We start from the raw sequence: 16,595 nt of genomic DNA, 5'->3' as shown, positions 1-16,595 counted from the left end.
TCCGGCGCGCGGGAGCGGTGTGAACCACGGATCAGCGGAGCGCCGACTCCAGGGTCCGGGCCAGGTCGATCGCCTCCTCGTCCGGCAGCAGCGAGCCGTCGGGGCGGGTCACGTACAGGGTGTCGACGGCGTTGGCGCCGAGCGTGGACACGTGCGCGCTCCGTACCCGTACCGCCGCTCCCTCCAGGGCGCGGCCGATGCGGTGGAGGAGGCCGGGGGCGTCCTGGGCGCGGACCTCGATGACGGTGGCGAGGCGGGAGTCCGCGGCGGCGACGGTGACGCGGGGCGGTGGGGCGGTGAGGCCGCGCCGGCGGGGGTAGGCGGCTTCGCGTTCGGCGAGGCGGGCGGGGATGTCGAGGGAGCCGTCGAGGGCGCGGACGAGGTCGGCGCGGAGCCGGGCGGCCTCGGGGAGGGAGCCGTATTCGGCGGCGACCCGCCAGTCGAGGACGAGGACGGGTCCCGAGCCGGTGCCGAGTCCGGTGGGGAGCTCGACGGCGCGCAGGTCGGCGGCGCGGACGGTGAGCCGGTGCAGGGCGAGGACGCCGGCGACGGCGGGGAGGACGCCGGGCTGGTCGGGCAGGGCGATGACGAGTTCGACGCCGACGGGTTCGGGTTCCTCGGGTTCCGCCGCGACCGGTTCGGTGTGGAGGGCGAGGACGGGTTCGCCGGTGCGCAGGGCCTCGATGGCGAGTCGTTCCTGTTCGGCGCTGGGGGCGGCGGCCTCGGGGTCGGGCGGGGCCTCCCCCGCGAGGACGCCGGCGACCCGTTTGACCAGGTCGGCGACGAGCGAGGCGCGCCAGGAGGACCAGGCGGCGGGTCCGGTGGCGAGGGCGTCGGCCTCGGTGAGGGCGTGCAGGAGTTCGAGGGTGCCGACGGTGCCGACGGCGGTGGCGACGGCGCGGACGGTGGCGGGGTCGTCGAGGTCGCGGCGGGTGGCGGTCTCGACGAGGAGCAGGTGGTGGCGGACGGCGGTGGCGAGGGTGGTGACGTCGGTGCGGTCGAAGCCGATGCGGGTGGCGAGGTCGCGGGCGATGGTCTCGCCGGCGACGGAGTGGTCGCCGGGCCAGCCCTTGCCGATGTCGTGGAGGAGTGCGGCGACGAGGAGGAGGTCGGGGCGGCCCACGCGGCGGGTGAGCGAGGAGGCGCGTACGGCGGTCTCGACGAGGTGGCGGTCGACGGTCCAGGTGTGGACGGGGTTGCGCTGGGGGCGGCAGCGGACGCGTTCCCAGTCGGGGAGCAGCTGGGTGATGAGTCCTTCGGCTTCGAGGGCTTCCCAGACGGGGACGGTGGCCTCGCCGGCGCCGAGCAGGGTGACGAGTTCTTCGCGGGCCTCGGCGGGCCAGGGCACGGGGAGGGGTTTGGCGGTGGCGGCGAGGCGGCGTACGGCGTGCAGGGAGATCGGGAGGGCGGACTGGGCGGCCGCGGCGGCGGCCCGCAGGGGCAGGACGGGGTCGCGTTCGGGCCGGGCGGTGCGGGCGAGGACGACCTCGCCGTCCATCTCGACGACGCCTTCGGCGAGCGGGGTGCGTTCGACGGGCGGTTTTCCGGTGGCGGTCCGGCCCGCACCGGCCCGCCCGGCGCCGGCCCGGCCGCCGAGGAGGGCGCGCAGGCGGGGCCGGGCGGAGCGGGCCTTGAGGACGCGGTTGACCTCGCGCCAGGTGACGTCGGTGGCGTACGAGATGGTCCGGGCGGCCTCGTAGACCTCGCGGAGCAGGGTGTCGGCGTCGAGGAGGCCGAGTTCGGCGGCGACGGCGTCCTGTTCCTGGAGGGCGAGCCGGTCGGTGGCGCGGCCGGTGGTGAGGTGGAGGGCGTCGCGGGCGTCGAGGAGGCGGCGGCGGGCGCTGTCGAGGCCTTCGCGGGGGGCGTCGGCGAGCCAGGAGGCGGCGACGGCGCGGAGGGCCTGGGCGTCGCGGAGTCCGCCTCTGGCCTCTTTGAGGTCGGGTTCGAGGAGGTACTGCAGTTCGCCCATGCGTTCGGCGCGCTCGCGGCAGAGTTCGTCGAGTTCGGGGAGCCGTTTGGGGGCCTGGTTGCGCCAGTCGGCGAGGACGGTGGTGCGCAGGGCGGCGACGAGTCCGTGGTCTCCGGCGAGGGGCCGGGCGTCGAGGAGCCCGAGGTGGACCTTGAGGTCGTCGGCGGCGGTGGCGCGGGCTTCGGCGGGGGTGCGGACGGAGTGGTCGAGGGCGAGCCCGAGGTCCCAGACGGGGTACCAGAGCCGGTCGGCGAGGGCGGCGACGGCGGCCTTGTCGGCGCTGCCGTCGTGGAGCAGGAGGAGGTCGAGGTCGCTGCGGGGGGAGAGTTCGGCGCGGCCGTAGCCGCCGACGGCGACGAGGGCGACCCCGCGGGGTGGTGCGGCGGCCGTGAAGAGCGCGGCCAGCCATTCGTCGGTGAGCCGGGCGAGGGCGGCACGGCGCGGCGGCCCGGACCGCTCCTTCTCGTGGAGGAGGAGCAGCCGGGCCGCCGCGTAACCGCCGGGTCCCGAATCTTCGGTCTCTTCGTTGACTTCGAGGCTCGTCACCCGGCGGCTCCTTCGTTGCTTACGGTGCGTCCGGACCGCCGGCTACAGGGCGTCCGGACCGCGTTCGCCGGTGCGGACGCGTACGGCGGTCTCGACCGGCACGCTCCACACCTTGCCGTCTCCGATCTTGCCGGTTCGGGCGGCCTTCACGACGACGTCGATGAGCTGTTCGGCGTCCTCGTCCTCGACGAGGACCTCGATGCGGATCTTGGGGACCAGGTCGACGGTGTACTCGGCGCCCCGGTAGACCTCGGTGTGGCCGCGCTGGCGGCCGTAGCCGCTGGCCTCGGTGACGGTGAGGCCCTGGACGCCGAACGCCTGGAGGGCCTCCTTGATCTCGTCGAGCCGGTGCGGCTTCACGACCGCGGTGATGAGCTTCATGCGTCCACCTTCTTGTTCTCCGTGACGGCCGGGGCGGCGACGGCGGTGGAGCGCGAGGACGCGCCGCCGCCGGCTCCGCTGAAGTCGTACGCGGTCTCGGCGTGCTCGACCTGGTCGATGCCGGAGACCTCGTCGTCCTCGCTGACCCTCATGCCCATCGTCTTGTCGATGATCAGCGCGAGGATCGCGGAGGCGATCAGAGAGTAGGCGAGAACGGCGAAGACGCCGACGGCCTGCTTGCCGAGCTGGTCGAGACCGCCGCCGTAGAAGAGGCCCTTGGCGTCGGACTGGACGCCGCCGGTGGCGAAGAGGCCGACGAGGAGGGAGCCGAGGACACCGCCGACGAGGTGGACGCCGATGACGTCGAGGGAGTCGTCGTAGCCGAACTTGTACTTGAGTCCGACGGCCATGGCGCAGAGGAGGCCGGCGATGACGCCGATGGCGATGGCGCCGAGCGGGCTGACGGCGCCGCCGGACGGGGTGATGGCGACGAGGCCGGCGACGGCGCCGGAGGCCGCGCCGAGGGTGGTGAAGGAGCCGTGGCGGATCTTCTCGTACGCGAGCCAGGCGAGCATCGCGGCGGCGGTGGCGACCTGGGTGTTGACGAACATCACGGCGCCGACGCCGTCGTCGTTGCCGAGCCAGGATCCGGCGTTGAAGCCGAACCAGCCGAACCAGAGGAGACCGGCGCCCAGCATGACCAGCGGGAGGCTGTGCGGGCGCATCGGGTCCTTCTTGAAGCCGACGCGCTTGCCGATGACGAGGATGACGCCGAGGGCGGCGGCGCCGGCGTTGATGTGGACCGCCGTTCCGCCGGCGAAGTCGATGACGCCCATCTCGAAGAGCCAGCCGCCCGCGCCCCAGACCCAGTGGGCGACGGGGAAGTAGACGACGGTGACCCAGAGGGTGATGAAGAGGGCCCAGGCGGTGAACTTGACGCGGTCGGCGAGGGCGCCGCTGATCAGGGCCGGGGTGAGGATGGCGAACATCAGCTGGAAGACGGCGAAGACGTACACCGGGATGGTGTAGCCGTCCCACAGCTCGGTGACGCCGATGCCGCTGAGGCCGACGTAGTCGGAGGACCAGCCGATGATCGAGCCGGAGTCGGTGCCGAACGCGAGGCTGAAGCCGAAGAGCACCCAGAGGATCGTGACGATCCCGAGGCTGATGAAGCTCATCATCAGCATGTTGAGGGTGGACTTGACGCGGACCATGCCTCCGTAGAAGAAGGCGAGTGCCGGGGTCATCAGCATGACCAGGGCGGAGCAGATGAGCATGAACCCGGTGTTGGCGGCGGACAGCTCGGGGGCGTCTGCTGCCAGGGTCGTGATGGCTGGTGCCATCGGCGTCTCCTCGTCGTCGAATGCGGCCTGTGCGGGGGCGGGGCCGGAGAGCGGCTGCGGCCGTGAGGGGTGGCCGGTTATGGCCCAGAGATTCGCGCAGGGCGGTTTCCGCCGATGCCGCTCGATGTTTCCGAGCGGTGACGAAGGGGTGGGGCGTGTTACGCGACCGTGAACGGCCGTGTCACGACGAGGTAACGCCCGGGTCCTCCGCGCAGGAGATACGGGGCTGACCGGAGGCCGTGGCGCAGGGCAGGGCGGCTTGCGCCCGTGTCCGCGTCCGCGTCCGCGTCCACGGCAGACGAAAAGCCGGCTGGGTCCCGGCGCCCGTGGTACACGAGCACTGGTTCGGCCCGGCGCCCGTGGCGCACGTGGACCGGCTCGGCCCGGCGTCCACGGCACATGAGAACCGGCCGCGCCTGGCGTCCGTGTGACCTTGCGGCGGGGGAGCCGAGTCGGGCAGTACGGGACGTCCGGCGCGGCCGGAGTGCGGGGGCGCGTGGGCGCCGGGTGGGGTCAGACCGCTTCGGCGGCCTCGGGGAGCAGCTGGGTGAGCCGGTCGGTGAGCTGGACGACCTCGGCGACGTCGCTGTAGTTGCGGGCGGCATGGTCGACGGTCTTGCGGAGTCGGGTGTTGACCCGCTCGGAGCGGATGCTGCGGGCGACTCCCAGGGCCTTCTCGGCGAGGACGACGGACTGCTCGGGCTCGCGCTTGAGGAGGTGGACGGTGGCCATGCCGATGAGGTTGAGCGCGTAGGACCGCTGGTGGTCGGGGTCCTTCTCGAAGAGCTCGACGGCCCGCTCCATGACGGGCTCGGCGAGCGAGGCGTACGTCGGGGAGCGCCCGGCGACGTAGGCGAGGTCGCGGTAGGAGTGGGAGTTCTCGCCGTTGAGTTCGGCCTCGGAGAAGAAGCCGATCCAGTCGGGCTCGGGCTCGCCGTCGAGGCCGACGTCGGCGAAGGTGTCCTCGGCCATCCGGACGGCCCGCTTGCACTTGGAGGGCTGGCCCATGTTGGCGTAGGCGCGGGCCTCCATCGCATACAGCATGGCCTGGGTGCGCGGGGTGGCGCAGTCCCGACTGCCGTACTGGGCGAGGTGGATGAGTTCGAGGGCGTCGTCGGGCCGGCCGAGGTGGATCATCTGGCGGCTCATCGAGGACAGGATGTACGAGCCGAGGGGCTTGTCGCCGGCTTCCTTGGCGGCGTGCAGGGCGAGCACGAAGTACTTCTGGGCGGTGGGCTGGAGGCCCACGTCGTAGCTCATCCAGCCGGCGAGTTCGGCGAGTTCGGCGGCGCAGGTGAAGAGGCGCTTGGCCGTGGCGAAGGGCTGGGGCTCCTGGAGGAGGTCGGTGACCTCGTGGAGCTGGCCGACGACGGCCTTGCGGCGCAGTCCGCCGCCGCACTGGGCGTCCCACTTGCGGAACATGGCGGTGGTGGATTCGAGGAGGTCGAGTTCGATCTCGGAGAGCCGGTTGGGGCGGCGGGCCTCGGCGAGCGGGTCGGGGCGCTCGGCGTCGCCGACGGGGATGGGGACGAGCCAGCGCTGCATCGGTTCGATGAGGGCGGGTCCCGCGGCGAGCGACAGGGACGAGCCGAGGAAGCCGCGGCGGGCGAGCATGAGGTCGCTGCGGGAGAACTCGCTGAGCAGGGCGACCGTCTGCGGTCCGGCCCAGGGCAGGTCGACGCCGGAGACGGAGGGCGACTGGTGGGCGGTGCGCAGTCCGAGGTCCTCGATGGCGACGACGGAGCCGAAGCGCTCGGAGAACAGCTCGGAGAGGATGCGCGGGATGGGCTCGCGGGGCTGCTCGCCGTCGAGCCAGCGGCGCACGCGCGAGGTGTCGGTGGAGATGTGGTGCGCGCCCATCTGGCGCGCCCGGCGGTTCACCTGGCGCGCGAGTTCGCCCTTGGACCAGCCGCTGCGCACGAACCACGAGCCCAGCTGCTCGTTCGGGCGCTTGCCGGCAGTCGTACCGTCTGCGCCGTTGCCGCCCACTGGAACGCCCCCATCCACCTGATTGCCTGTCGTGCGAACCCCTATCAGAATGCCGTGTCTCGCGGCACCCGTCCTGTGTTCGCGCACCTTCGAACTGGAAACCGGCTTGCCTCCGGCATACCCGCGTGCGCAAGCGGCCCCGGGGTTCGAGTACCGAAAGTAATCCTACGATCACCCGTCCACGAGGGCGATTCAAGAAACGCCACCATTCGCCACCCCTTCGAATGAACTCGCCGCGCGTGGAACGCGATTCACTTGACATGCGACGAACCGGAGTCGGCGGACGGAGGCGCGGAGAGGCGCGCGCACCGGCCCGCACCACCCCGCGCACGACCGCGCGCCACATTCGGCGACGAACCCGTGACGAAGGGTGACGACGGTGCTCCGGGTCGTAACCACCGGCGCGCTCGACCCGTTGGAGGGGGCATGGGTTTCACGATCGGCGGCATTCGTGAGATGCGGTCCGGCGCACGCCGCCGCGTACGCACCACGGAGTGCACAGCGGTGGCCGAGTACACAGGACTGTGGGGCTGGGACGTGGTGCCCGGAGCGCGGGCCGTCTCCGGCCAGTGCTCCTGCGGGGATCCGGCGTGTACGGCCCCGGGCGCGCACCCCCTCTCCTTCGCGGAACCGGTCCCGGCCGGCGTCGCCCTCGACGACGCGACCAAGGCGTGGTCGGAGTACCCGGGCGCGGCGCTGCTGCTGCCGGTGGGCAGGGCCTTCGACGTGATCGAGGTCGCGGAGGCGGCGGGCCGCCGCGCGCTCGTCCGGCTGGAGCGCATGGGGCTGCCGCTGGGCCCGGTGTGCGCGACACCGACCGGCCGGGCGCGGTTCTTCGTGGCGCCCGGGGCGGCGGCCGAGCTGCCGCAGCTCCTCTACCGGATGGGCTGGGACGACGCCGATCTGGATCTGCACTGTCTGGGGCCGGGGAGTTACGTCACCGCTCCCCCGTCGGACCTGGGCGGGCTCGGTCCGGTGCGGTGGCTGCGGCCCCCGACGCTGGACACGGCGGGCGCGCCGCCGCAGGCGCGACTGCTGCTCGGCACGCTGGCGTACATCTGCCATCGCACCCATTTCTGAGACCCGTCGTTCTGACACCCGTCGATTTGAGGCCCGTCGATTTGAGGCCCGTCGATTTGAGGCCCGTCATACGGAAGGGCCCTCGCCACCGGGTGGCGAGGGCCCTTCCGCGTGTCGTGCGAGACGTCAGTCGCCGATCAGCGCGTCGACGAAGGCGCCCGGCTCGAAGGGCGCCAGGTCGTCCGGGCCCTCGCCCAGGCCGACCAGCTTGACCGGGACGCCCAGCTCGCGCTGGACGGCCACGACGATGCCGCCCTTGGCGGTGCCGTCGAGCTTGGTGAGCACGATGCCGGTGATGTCGACGACCTCGGCGAAGACCCGGGCCTGGATCAGACCGTTCTGGCCGGTGGTGGCGTCGAGGACGAGCAGGATCTCGTCGAGCGGGCCGTGCTTCTCGACGACCCGCTTGACCTTGCCGAGCTCGTCCATCAGGCCGGTCTTGGTGTGGAGCCGGCCGGCGGTGTCGATGAGGACGACGTCGGCGCCCTCGGCGATGCCCTCCTTGACCGCGTCGAAGGCGATCGACGCCGGGTCGCCGCCCTCCGGACCGCGGACGGTCCTGGCGCCGACCCGGTCGCCCCAGGTCTGGAGCTGGTCGGCGGCGGCGGCGCGGAAGGTGTCGGCCGCGCCGAGGACGACGGACTTGCCGTCGGCGACGAGGACGCGGGCCAGCTTGCCGGTGGTGGTGGTCTTGCCGGTGCCGTTGACGCCGACGACCATGACCACGCCCGGCACGTCCGCGGGGCTCTCGGTGTGCACCGTGCGGTCGAGGTCGGGGCCGAGGAGGGCGACGAGCTCCTCGCGGAGCAGACCGCGCAGCTCCTCCGGCGTGCGGGTGCCCAGCACCCGGACCCGCTCGCGCAGCCGCTCGACGAGCTCCTGGGTGGGAGCGACGCCGACATCGGCCGTGAGAAGGGTCTCCTCGATCTCCTCCCACGTGTCCTCGTCGAGGTGCTCGCGGGACAGGAGCGTGAGCAGCCCCTTGCCGAGCGAGTTCTGGGAGCGGGCGAGGCGGGCCCGGAGCCGTACGAGACGGCCCGCGGTGGGCTCCGGGACCTCGATCTCGGGGGCCGCGGGCTCCTCGACGACCGGGGCCTCGGGGGCCACTTCGGCGGGGAGTTCGACCTCCTCGACCGTGCGGCGTGGTTCCTCCCGCGGCGTCTCCGCCTCCTCGCCGACGTGCGGTTCGGCGGGCGGAGCGGTGATGGTCGGCGTGGTGGACGGCGGCTCGGCCGGCGGCAGCTGCTTCTTCTTGCGGCCGCTGATCACGAGCCCGCTCGTCACGGCGACCGCGACGACCAGAGCGATGACTACAGCAAGGATGAGTTCCATAACTCGACCAGTATCGGCCAAGAAGCGACCGGAGAAGGAGCACGTAGGCTGGGTGGGTCCCCCCACATCTGTACGGAGTACCCCCATGCCCCACGACGCCTCCGAAGCCGCAGGCGCGACGCACGACGGCGCCATGGAGACCCGCGGTCTCGAACCCGTCCCCGACGCCGAGCGGACCGGGCGGGTCCGCGAGCTCTTCCCGACCTGGGTCGCCGCGAACATCAGTGTGCTGCTGCTCACGATGGGCGCCGGCCTGATCGTCTTCAACGGCCTGAACTTCTGGCAGGTCCTGGCCGTGGCGGTCGCCGCGCCCGTCCTCTCGTACGGGATCGTCGGTCTGATCTCGATCGCGGGCAAGCGGGGCGGCGCGCCCGGGATGGCGCTGTCGCGAGCCGTGTTCGGTCAGCGGGGAAACCTTTTTCCCGGAGCGCTGATCTGGGTCGCCCGCTGGGGCTGGGAGACCATCAACGCGGTCACCGGCGCCTACGCCGTGCTGACCGTCCTCGACCTGCTCTTCGGGGTGAAGTCGAACACGTTCCTCATCGTGGTGACGCTGCTGCTCTTCGTCACCTGCACCTTCCTCGTCTCGGGCCTCGGGATCAACGCGCTGCGGGTGTGCAGCAAGTGGTCCACGTACCTCTTCGGCGCCTTCTCGGTCCTCGTCCTGGTCTATCTGGTGGCGAACACCGACTGGTCGGCGGTCTTCGACAAGCCGGCCGGTTCGACGGCGATGATGATCGCGGGCATCGGCACGATCGCGGCCGGCGGCATCAGCTGGGTGCCCTCGGGCCCCGACTTCACCCGCTATCTGCCCCGTACGGCCTCCTCGAAGGCGATGGTCGGCTCGACGGTCGGCGGCGCCGGGATCGTCGTCCTGCCGATGGTCCTGATGGGCGCGGTCATGGCGGTGTCGACGCCTGACCTGGCCTCGGCGCAGGACCCGGTCTCCTTCATCGGTGAGCTGCTGCCGATGTGGATCTCCGTGCCGTACCTGGTGATCGCCCTGATCGGGATGCTGCTGATCAACTCGATGTCGATGTACTCGGCCGGGTTCACGGCGCAGACCCTGGGCATCAAGGTGTCGCGCGCCGCGGCGGTCAGTGTCAACGCGGTGATCAGTCTGATCTTCGGCTTCCTGCTCATGGTGGTGGCGACCAGCTTCATCGGCTCGTTCATCTCCTTCCTGACCCTGCTCGCGGTGGCGTTCTCGGCCTGGATCGGCGTTTTCGGCGTGGACATGCTGCGGCGCCGGTCGTACGACGCGGTGGCGCTCATGGACACCACCCGGACCAGCGCCTACTGGTACCGCGGCGGTTTCGCCTGGCAGGCGATGACGTCGTGGGCGATGGCGCTGGTCGTGGGGCTGCTCTTCACGAAGGTCGACTGGTTCTCCGGTCCGCTCGCCTCCTCCTGGATCGGCGAGAACGGCCTGGGCTGGGCGGCGACGATCGTGGTGGCGGGCGTGCTGTACGCGGTGCTTCCGCGGACGCCCGCGAAGGCCCCGGTGGAGCCCGCCGAGGTGCGCGAGACCGTTTCCATCTGACGCTACGTCAGATAACGTCCCCCTTCGCCGGATCCCACGAGCGGAGGGGGACTTCCCATGCCCTTCACAGTCGTACGGTTCAACCTCGTCGACCCGCACGCGACCCCCGTCTCCCTCGCGGCCCGCTACCGGGCCGCCGTCGAGATGGCCGCCCACGCCGACGCGCACGGGGTCGACACCGTCCAGACCGAGGAGCACCACGGCGTCGAGAACAACTGGCTGCCCTCCCCCTTCGCCTTCGCGGGCGCGGTCTTCGGCGCGACGAAGAGGATCGCGGTGACCGTCTCGGCGATCATCGGGCCGCTCCACGACCCGCTGCGGCTGGCCGAGGACATCGCGGTCCTGGACCTGCTGAGCGGCGGCCGGCTGGTGACGGTGGCGGGGATCGGCTACCGGCCGGAGGAGTACGAGGAGCGCGGGGTCGACTGGGGTCGGCGCGGCAAGCTCCAGGACCTGCTCCTGGAGACCCTGCTGACGGCCTGGAAGGGCGAGCCCTTCACGTATCAGGGCCGTACGGTACGGGTCACCCCGCGGCCGCTCACCCAGCCGCATCCGATGCTGCTCGTCGGGGGTTCGTCGCGGGCGGCGGCGCGGCGGGCGGCCCGGCTCGGGCTGCCGTTCTTCCCGAGCGCGCACCTGCCGGAGCTGGAGGCGTACTACCGGGAACGGTGCGCGGAGTACGGCACGGAGGGCTGGACGATGATGCCGGCCGAGGTGACCCCGCTGCTGCATCTGTCGGAGGACCCGGACCGGACCTGGGCGGAGTACGGGGAGCACTTCCTGCACGAGGCGCGGACGTACGCCTCCTGGCAGTCGAAGGACATCCGCTCGGCGGTGCGGTCGACGGCGACGACGGTGGCGGAGCTGCGCGCGGAGGGGGTCTACCGGGTCGTCACCCCGGAGGAGTGCGTGGCGCTCGGCCTGGAGAGCCTGGTGCTGCATCCGCTGTGCGGCGGGATGCCGGTCGAGGAGGGGTGGCGCAGCCTGCGGCTGTTCTGCGAGGACGTACTGCCCCGGCTCAAGGCGTAGGGCGCGCGGCACGAAGCCGTACCGCCCCGGCTCACGGCACAGGGCACGTGGCGCAACGGCGTACTGCCCCGGCTCAAGGCGTGAGGCCTCGGGCCGGAGCAGTGCCGTTGGTGAGGAGAGGGGCAGCGGGGGGTTAGCCCATCTCCTCCAACGCCTTGCCCTTGGTCTCCTTGACGTACCTGAGCACGAAGGGGATCGAGAGCACGGCGAAGACCGTGTAGATGACGTAGGTCCCGGAGAGGTTCCAGTCCGCGAGGGACGGGAAGCTGGCGGTGATGGCCCAGTTGGCGATCCACTGGGCGGAGGCGGCGACGCCGAGGGCGGCCGCACGGATCCGGTTGGGGAACATCTCGCCGAGGAAGACCCAGACCACCACGCCCCACGAGAGGGCGAAGAAGAGCACGAAGACATGGGCCGCGACGAGGGCCACGACGCCCTGGGTCTCGGGCAGTTTGCCGTCGACGAGGTCGGCGGAGAAGGCCCAGGCCTCGAAGGAGAGGGCGATCGCCATGCCGACGGAGCCGACGAGGGCGAGCGGCTTGCGGCCGACGCGGTCGACCAGGACCATCGCGATCACGGTGCCGATGATGTTGACGATCGACGTGGTGAACGAGTAGAAGAACGAGCTCGACGGGTCGATGCCGACGGACTGCCAGAGCGTCGAGGAGTAGTAGAACGCGACGTTGATGCCGACGAGCTGCTGGAAGACCGAGAGTCCGATGCCGACCCAGACGATGGGCAGCAGCTTGAAGCGGCCGCCGGCGACGAGCAGGTCCTTGAAGGTGGACTTGTGCTCGCCGCGCATGGCCCGGTCGATCTCGGCGACGCGGTGGTCGAGGTCGATGCCGTGACCCTCGACCTCGGCGAGCACCTCCTTGGCCCGGTCGATCCTGCCGACGGAGATGAGGAAGCGGGGCGACTCGGGGATGGCGAAGGAGAGCATGCCGTAGAGGAGCGCGGGCACGACCATCACGCCGAGCATCCACTGCCAGGCCTCCAGGCCGCCGATCTCGCCGCGCTGGTCGCCGTCGGCGAGCTGGAGGATGCCGTAGTTGACCAGCTGGGAGATCGCGATGCCGATGACGATCGCGGCCTGCTGGAAGGAGCCGAGGCGGCCGCGGTAGGCGGCGGGGGCGACCTCGGCGATGTACGCGGGGCCGATGACGGAGGCCATGCCGATGGCGAAGCCGCCGATGATCCGCCAGAGCGCGAGGTCCCAGAGGGCGAAGGGCAGCGCGGAGCCGACGGCGCTGACGGCGAAGAGCACCGCGGAGATCTGCATGCAGCGGATGCGGCCGATGCGGTCGGCGATCCGGCCGGCGGTGGCGGCGCCGATGGCGCAGCCGATCAGGGCGATGGCGATGACCTGGGCGAGCGTGCCGGAGCCGATGTCGTAGCGGTCGCGGATCGCCTCGACGGCGCCGTTGATGACGGAGCTGTCGTATCCGAAGAGGAAACCGCCCATCGCGGCGGAGGCCGTGATGAAGATGACGTGGCCGAGGTGGTCCGGGTGGGCGGCTCGGCCTTCGGAAGGCGGCGGCGTGGGCGCCTGCGCGGTGTGGGGCACATGGACTCCTCGGTGGGGGGCAAGCCCTTCCAGTGGCGCACAACATCACGCCGCCCACCACGTGAAGGTAAAAGCAACGTTGCAGACACTATGCCTTCAAGTTTCGAAGTCAAGAGGCGATGTCATGTGACTTAATCAGCATCACAAGGGTGTCTGACTTCAACACTTGAACGAAATAGCCTCAGCGGAGTCGCTGGCTGATCACCTTCGAGACGCCGTCACCCTGCATGGACACGCCGTACAGCGCGTCCGCGACCTCCATCGTTCGCTTCTGGTGGGTGATCACGATCAGCTGCGAGGACTCCTGGAGCTCCTGCATGATCCGGATCAGCCGCTGGAGGTTGGTGTCGTCGAGCGCCGCCTCGACCTCGTCCATCACGTAGAACGGGCTGGGCCGGGCCTTGAAGATCGAGACCAGCAGCGCCACGGCCGTCAGCGAGCGCTCGCCGCCGGAGAGCAGCGACAGCCGCTTGACCTTCTTGCCGGGCGGGCGGGCCTCCACCTCGACGCCGGTGGTGAGCATGTTGTCGGGGTCGGTGAGGATCAGCCGACCCTCGCCGCCCGGGAAGAGCCGCGAGAAGACGCCCTCGAACTCGCGGGCCGTGTCCCGGTACGCCTCCGTGAAGACCTGCTCGACCCGCAGATCGACCTCCTTCACGACCTGAAGCAGGTCCGTCCGGGTCTTCTTCAGGTCCTCCAGCTGCTCGGAGAGGAAGCGGTGCCGCTCCTCCAGGGCCGCGAACTCCTCAAGGGCCAGCGGATTGACCTTGCCGAGCTGGTGGTACGCCCGTTCGGCGGCCCTGAGGCGCTTCTCCTGCTCCGAACGGATGAAGGGGCGCGGCTCTTCGGCTTCCGCGCCCTCGGCGTCGGCGTCGGCGTCGGCGTCGGCCTCGGCGGAGTCGGCTGCCGCCGGCGACGGCGGTACGGGCTGGTCCGGGCCGTACTCGGCGACCAGCGCGGTCGCCTCCACGCCGAACTCCTCCAGGGCCTTCGCCTCCAGCTGCTCGATCCGCAGCCGCTTCTCGGCGCCGAGGACCTCGCCCCGGTGCACGGAGTCGGTCAGCTTGTCGAGTTCGGCCTTGAGGTCCCGGCCCCGGGTCCGGGCGGCCGTCAGGCCCTCCTCCCGGTCGGCCCGCGCCGCCTGGGCCGCCACCCGCTCCTGCTCGGCGCGGACGAGCGAGACCTCGACATGGGCGAGGAGGCCCCGGGCGCCGACCGCGACCGCTCCCGCGACCCGCTCCTCGTGGCGCAGCCGGGCCCGGCGCTGCTCGGCACGCGCGCGTGCCTCCCGTTCGGCGCGGGCGGCCCGGTCGAGCGATTCCGCCCGCCCGGCGAGCCCCTTGACCCGCTCCTCGTGGGTACGGACCTGGAGCCGCGCCTCCATCTCGGTCTGGCGCGCGTTGGAGCCGTCGATCGCGAGCCGGTCGCGGGTGGCGGTGTCGGGCTCCTCGTCCCCGCCGTCGCCGAAGGTCTCCTGGGCCACGAGGAGTCGTTCGGCGAGCTCCTCCGCCTCGGCGGTCGCCCTCTCCAGGGCCTCCTGGGCACGGGCGGCGGCGGCCGCGGTCCGTTCGGCCTCCCCCGCGGCTCCCCTGGCCTGGCCGGCGAGCCGGCCGAGCTGCTGGGCGACGGCCGACTTCTCGCGCTCGGCGGTACGGCGTCGGGTGTCGAGTTCCTCGACGAGTGCGGCGACGGTACGGCGCCGTTCGCCGGCCTCGCTCTGGGCGTTCGCCAACTCCTCGCACCGTACGGCCAGTTCGTCGAGTTCGGCGGCGGCCTCGGCGACCGAGGCCTGGACTTCGAGAAGGCTCGGGGCCCCGGCGGAGCCGCCCTGGGCGAAGTGCGCCCCGAGCAGGTCCCCTTCGGCGGTGACGGCGGTCAGCGCGGGCCGGGTCCTGACCAGTTCGGCGGCCTCGTCCAGGTCGCCGACGACCACGACGCCGGCGAGCAGCCGGCGGACGGCGCTCATGAGTTCGTCGGGCCCCCGGACCAGGTCGGCGGCGTACGGGTACCCCTGGGCCGCGGGGAGTCCGTCCTCTGGGAAGGGTGCGGCCTCCGGTGCTCCGGTCAGCAGCAGCGAGGCGCGGCCCGCGTCCTGCTTGCGCAGCAGCCGGAGGGCTTCGGCGGCGGCGAAGGGTCCCGACGCGGCGACCGCGTCCGCCGCGGCGCCGAGGGCGGCGGCGACGGGGATCTCGTATCCCGGGGTGACGGTGAGGAGTTCGGCCGCCGGGCCGAGCAGTCCGCTGAGTCCGGCGGTGAGCAGCGCGCCCGTGCCGTCCTTGCGGCGCAGCCCGAGGGCGAGGGTCTCGTGCCGGGCGCGGGTCGCGGCGCGGCGGCGTTCGGCGGTGGCGGCGGCCTCGCGGGCGGCGCTCAGCGCGGCCTCCGCGTCGGCGAGTTCGCGGCGGGCGGCCTCGTACCGTTCGCTGTGCTCGGTGTCGGCGGCGTCGAGGCCGTCGACCTCCGCCTTGAGCTGCTCGTACTCCTCCTGGGCGGTGACCGCCCGCTCCCCCGCCTCGTCGCGGGCGGCGGCGAGGCGGTCGATCTCGGCCTGGGCGGAGGCGGCGCGCGAGCGGGCGGCGTTGACCTGGCCGTGGAGGCGGGCGAGGCCCTCGCGCCGGTCGGCGAGGGCGCGGGTCAGGTCCTTGAGGCGGCGCTCCTCGGCCGCCAGTGCCTGTTCGAGCTCGGCCCGGTGGGCGACGGTGTCCTCCAGGGCGCGTTCGGCCGCTTCCAGGGCGGCTTCCAGCTCCGCCTCCTGTTCGCGGACGCGGGCCGCTTCGCGCTCCAGGTCCTCCGGGTCGCGGCCGCGGCGTTCGTCGGCGGGCGCGGCGGTGGCGCTCTTCACGCGCGCGTCGGCCAGGGAGACCGTGCCGCGGACGCGTTCGGCGAGCTGGGAGAGGGCGTACCAGTTCTGCTGGGCGCGCTCCAGGCGGGGCACGAGCGCGCGTGCCTCGGCTTCGAGTGCGGCCTCGCGGGCGAGCGCGGCCCGGAGTTCCGTCTCGGTGGTCTCCTTGCGGGCGAGCAGGGCCGCCTCGTCGGCGACCTCGGCGGTGAGGGCCCGCTGGAGGCGGACGAGGTCGTCGGCGAGGAGGCGGAGCCGTGCGTCGCGCAGGTCGGCCTGGATGACGACGGCGCGGCGGGCGACGGCGGCCTGCCGGCCGAGGGGCTTGAGCTGGCGGCGCAGTTCGTCGGTGAGGTCCTGGACGCGCGCGAGGTTGGCCTGCATCGCGTCGAGCTTCCGCAGCGCCTTCTCCTTGCGCTTGCGGTGCTTGAGGACGCCGGCGGCCTCCTCGATGAAGGCGCGGCGGCCCATCGGGTCGGCGTGCAGCACGGAGTCGAGCTGGCCCTGCCCGACGATGACGTGCATCTCCCGTCCGATGCCGGAGTCGGAGAGCAGGTCCTGGAAGTCGAGCAGCCGGCAGGTGTCGCCGTTGATCTGGTACTCGCTGCTGCCGCCGCGGAACATGATCCGGGTGAGCGTGACCTCGGCGTAGTCGATGGGCAGCGCGCCGTCGGAGTTGTCGATGGTGAGGGACACCTCGGCACGGCCGAGCGGTGGGCGCCCGGTCGTGCCGGCGAAGATGACGTCTTCCATCTTGCCGCCGCGCAGCGACTTGGCGCCCTGCTCGCCCATGACCCAGGACAGGGCGTCCACGACGTTGGACTTGCCCGATCCGTTGGGGCCCACGACACAGGTGATTCCTGGTTCGAACCGCAGGGTCGTGGCCGAGGCGAACGACTTGAATCCGCGGAGGGTCAGGGCCTTGAGGTGCACCCCGGGGACTCTACCGGGGCCCGTGCGTTTCACCCGCGAAGGTGCAG

The 16,595-nt window shown here is 72.1% G+C and carries 10 protein-coding genes; 3 read left to right on the top strand and 7 right to left on the bottom strand.

Features of this window, described 5'->3' with window-relative positions; translation table 11 throughout:
* Positions 1 to 31 precede the first annotated feature (31 nt).
* From OG514_RS21495 to OG514_RS21480, 4 genes are all read right to left on the bottom strand, one after another.
* Complete coding sequence (locus OG514_RS21495) at positions 32 to 2,515, bottom strand: [protein-PII] uridylyltransferase (protein ID WP_266897146.1); 2,484 nt, start codon at positions 2,513 to 2,515, stop codon at positions 32 to 34.
* 42 nt (positions 2,516 to 2,557) lie between these two features.
* Complete coding sequence (locus OG514_RS21490; RefSeq protein ID WP_069170469.1) at positions 2,558 to 2,896, bottom strand: P-II family nitrogen regulator; 339 nt, start codon at positions 2,894 to 2,896, stop codon at positions 2,558 to 2,560.
* Complete coding sequence (locus OG514_RS21485) at positions 2,893 to 4,239, bottom strand: ammonium transporter (RefSeq protein ID WP_266897144.1); 1,347 nt, start codon at positions 4,237 to 4,239, stop codon at positions 2,893 to 2,895. The genes OG514_RS21490 and OG514_RS21485 overlap by 4 nt, the downstream gene beginning before the upstream one ends.
* Positions 4,240 to 4,752: 513 nt before the next feature.
* Positions 4,753 to 6,228, bottom strand: a complete 1,476-nt coding sequence (locus tag OG514_RS21480; RefSeq protein WP_266897142.1) for a hypothetical protein — start codon at positions 6,226 to 6,228, stop codon at positions 4,753 to 4,755.
* A 426-nt stretch (positions 6,229 to 6,654) separates the two neighbouring features.
* Between OG514_RS21480 and OG514_RS21475 the strand changes: the two genes are divergently transcribed.
* Complete coding sequence (locus tag OG514_RS21475; RefSeq protein ID WP_266897140.1) at positions 6,655 to 7,308, top strand: bifunctional DNA primase/polymerase; 654 nt, start codon at positions 6,655 to 6,657, stop codon at positions 7,306 to 7,308.
* A gap of 126 nt (positions 7,309 to 7,434) precedes the next feature.
* Here the strand turns inward: OG514_RS21475 and ftsY are convergent, their stop codons facing one another.
* On the bottom strand, positions 7,435 to 8,640 hold the full coding sequence (gene ftsY / locus OG514_RS21470) for a signal recognition particle-docking protein FtsY (protein WP_266897138.1): 1,206 nt from the start codon (positions 8,638 to 8,640) through the stop codon (positions 7,435 to 7,437).
* A gap of 85 nt (positions 8,641 to 8,725) precedes the next feature.
* Here ftsY and OG514_RS21465 point away from each other — a divergent pair, with 85 nt between their 5' ends.
* Positions 8,726 to 10,183 (top strand): cytosine permease, encoded by a 1,458-nt coding sequence (locus tag OG514_RS21465; protein WP_266897136.1) that lies wholly within the window; start codon positions 8,726 to 8,728, stop codon positions 10,181 to 10,183.
* Between the two features lie 57 nt (positions 10,184 to 10,240).
* Positions 10,241 to 11,212: an LLM class flavin-dependent oxidoreductase gene (locus OG514_RS21460; RefSeq protein ID WP_266897134.1), complete on the top strand. Its 972-nt coding sequence runs from the start codon at positions 10,241 to 10,243 to the stop codon at positions 11,210 to 11,212.
* A 133-nt stretch (positions 11,213 to 11,345) separates the two neighbouring features.
* Here the strand turns inward: OG514_RS21460 and OG514_RS21455 are convergent, their stop codons facing one another.
* Together OG514_RS21455 and smc are read right to left on the bottom strand one after the other, a co-directional pair.
* Positions 11,346 to 12,779, bottom strand: coding sequence for a sugar porter family MFS transporter (locus tag OG514_RS21455; RefSeq protein WP_266897132.1), 1,434 nt, complete (start codon positions 12,777 to 12,779; stop codon positions 11,346 to 11,348).
* Between the two features lie 181 nt (positions 12,780 to 12,960).
* Positions 12,961 to 16,548, bottom strand: coding sequence for a chromosome segregation protein SMC (gene smc / locus OG514_RS21450; protein ID WP_266897130.1), 3,588 nt, complete (start codon positions 16,546 to 16,548; stop codon positions 12,961 to 12,963).
* Positions 16,549 to 16,595: the final 47 nt, after the last annotated feature.

Source organism: Streptomyces sp. NBC_00572, assembly GCF_026341815.1.
Lineage (GTDB): Bacteria > Actinomycetota > Actinomycetes > Streptomycetales > Streptomycetaceae > Streptomyces.
Note: the sequence above shows the minus strand (reverse complement) of the source record. Positions and strands in the feature narration are given on the sequence as shown.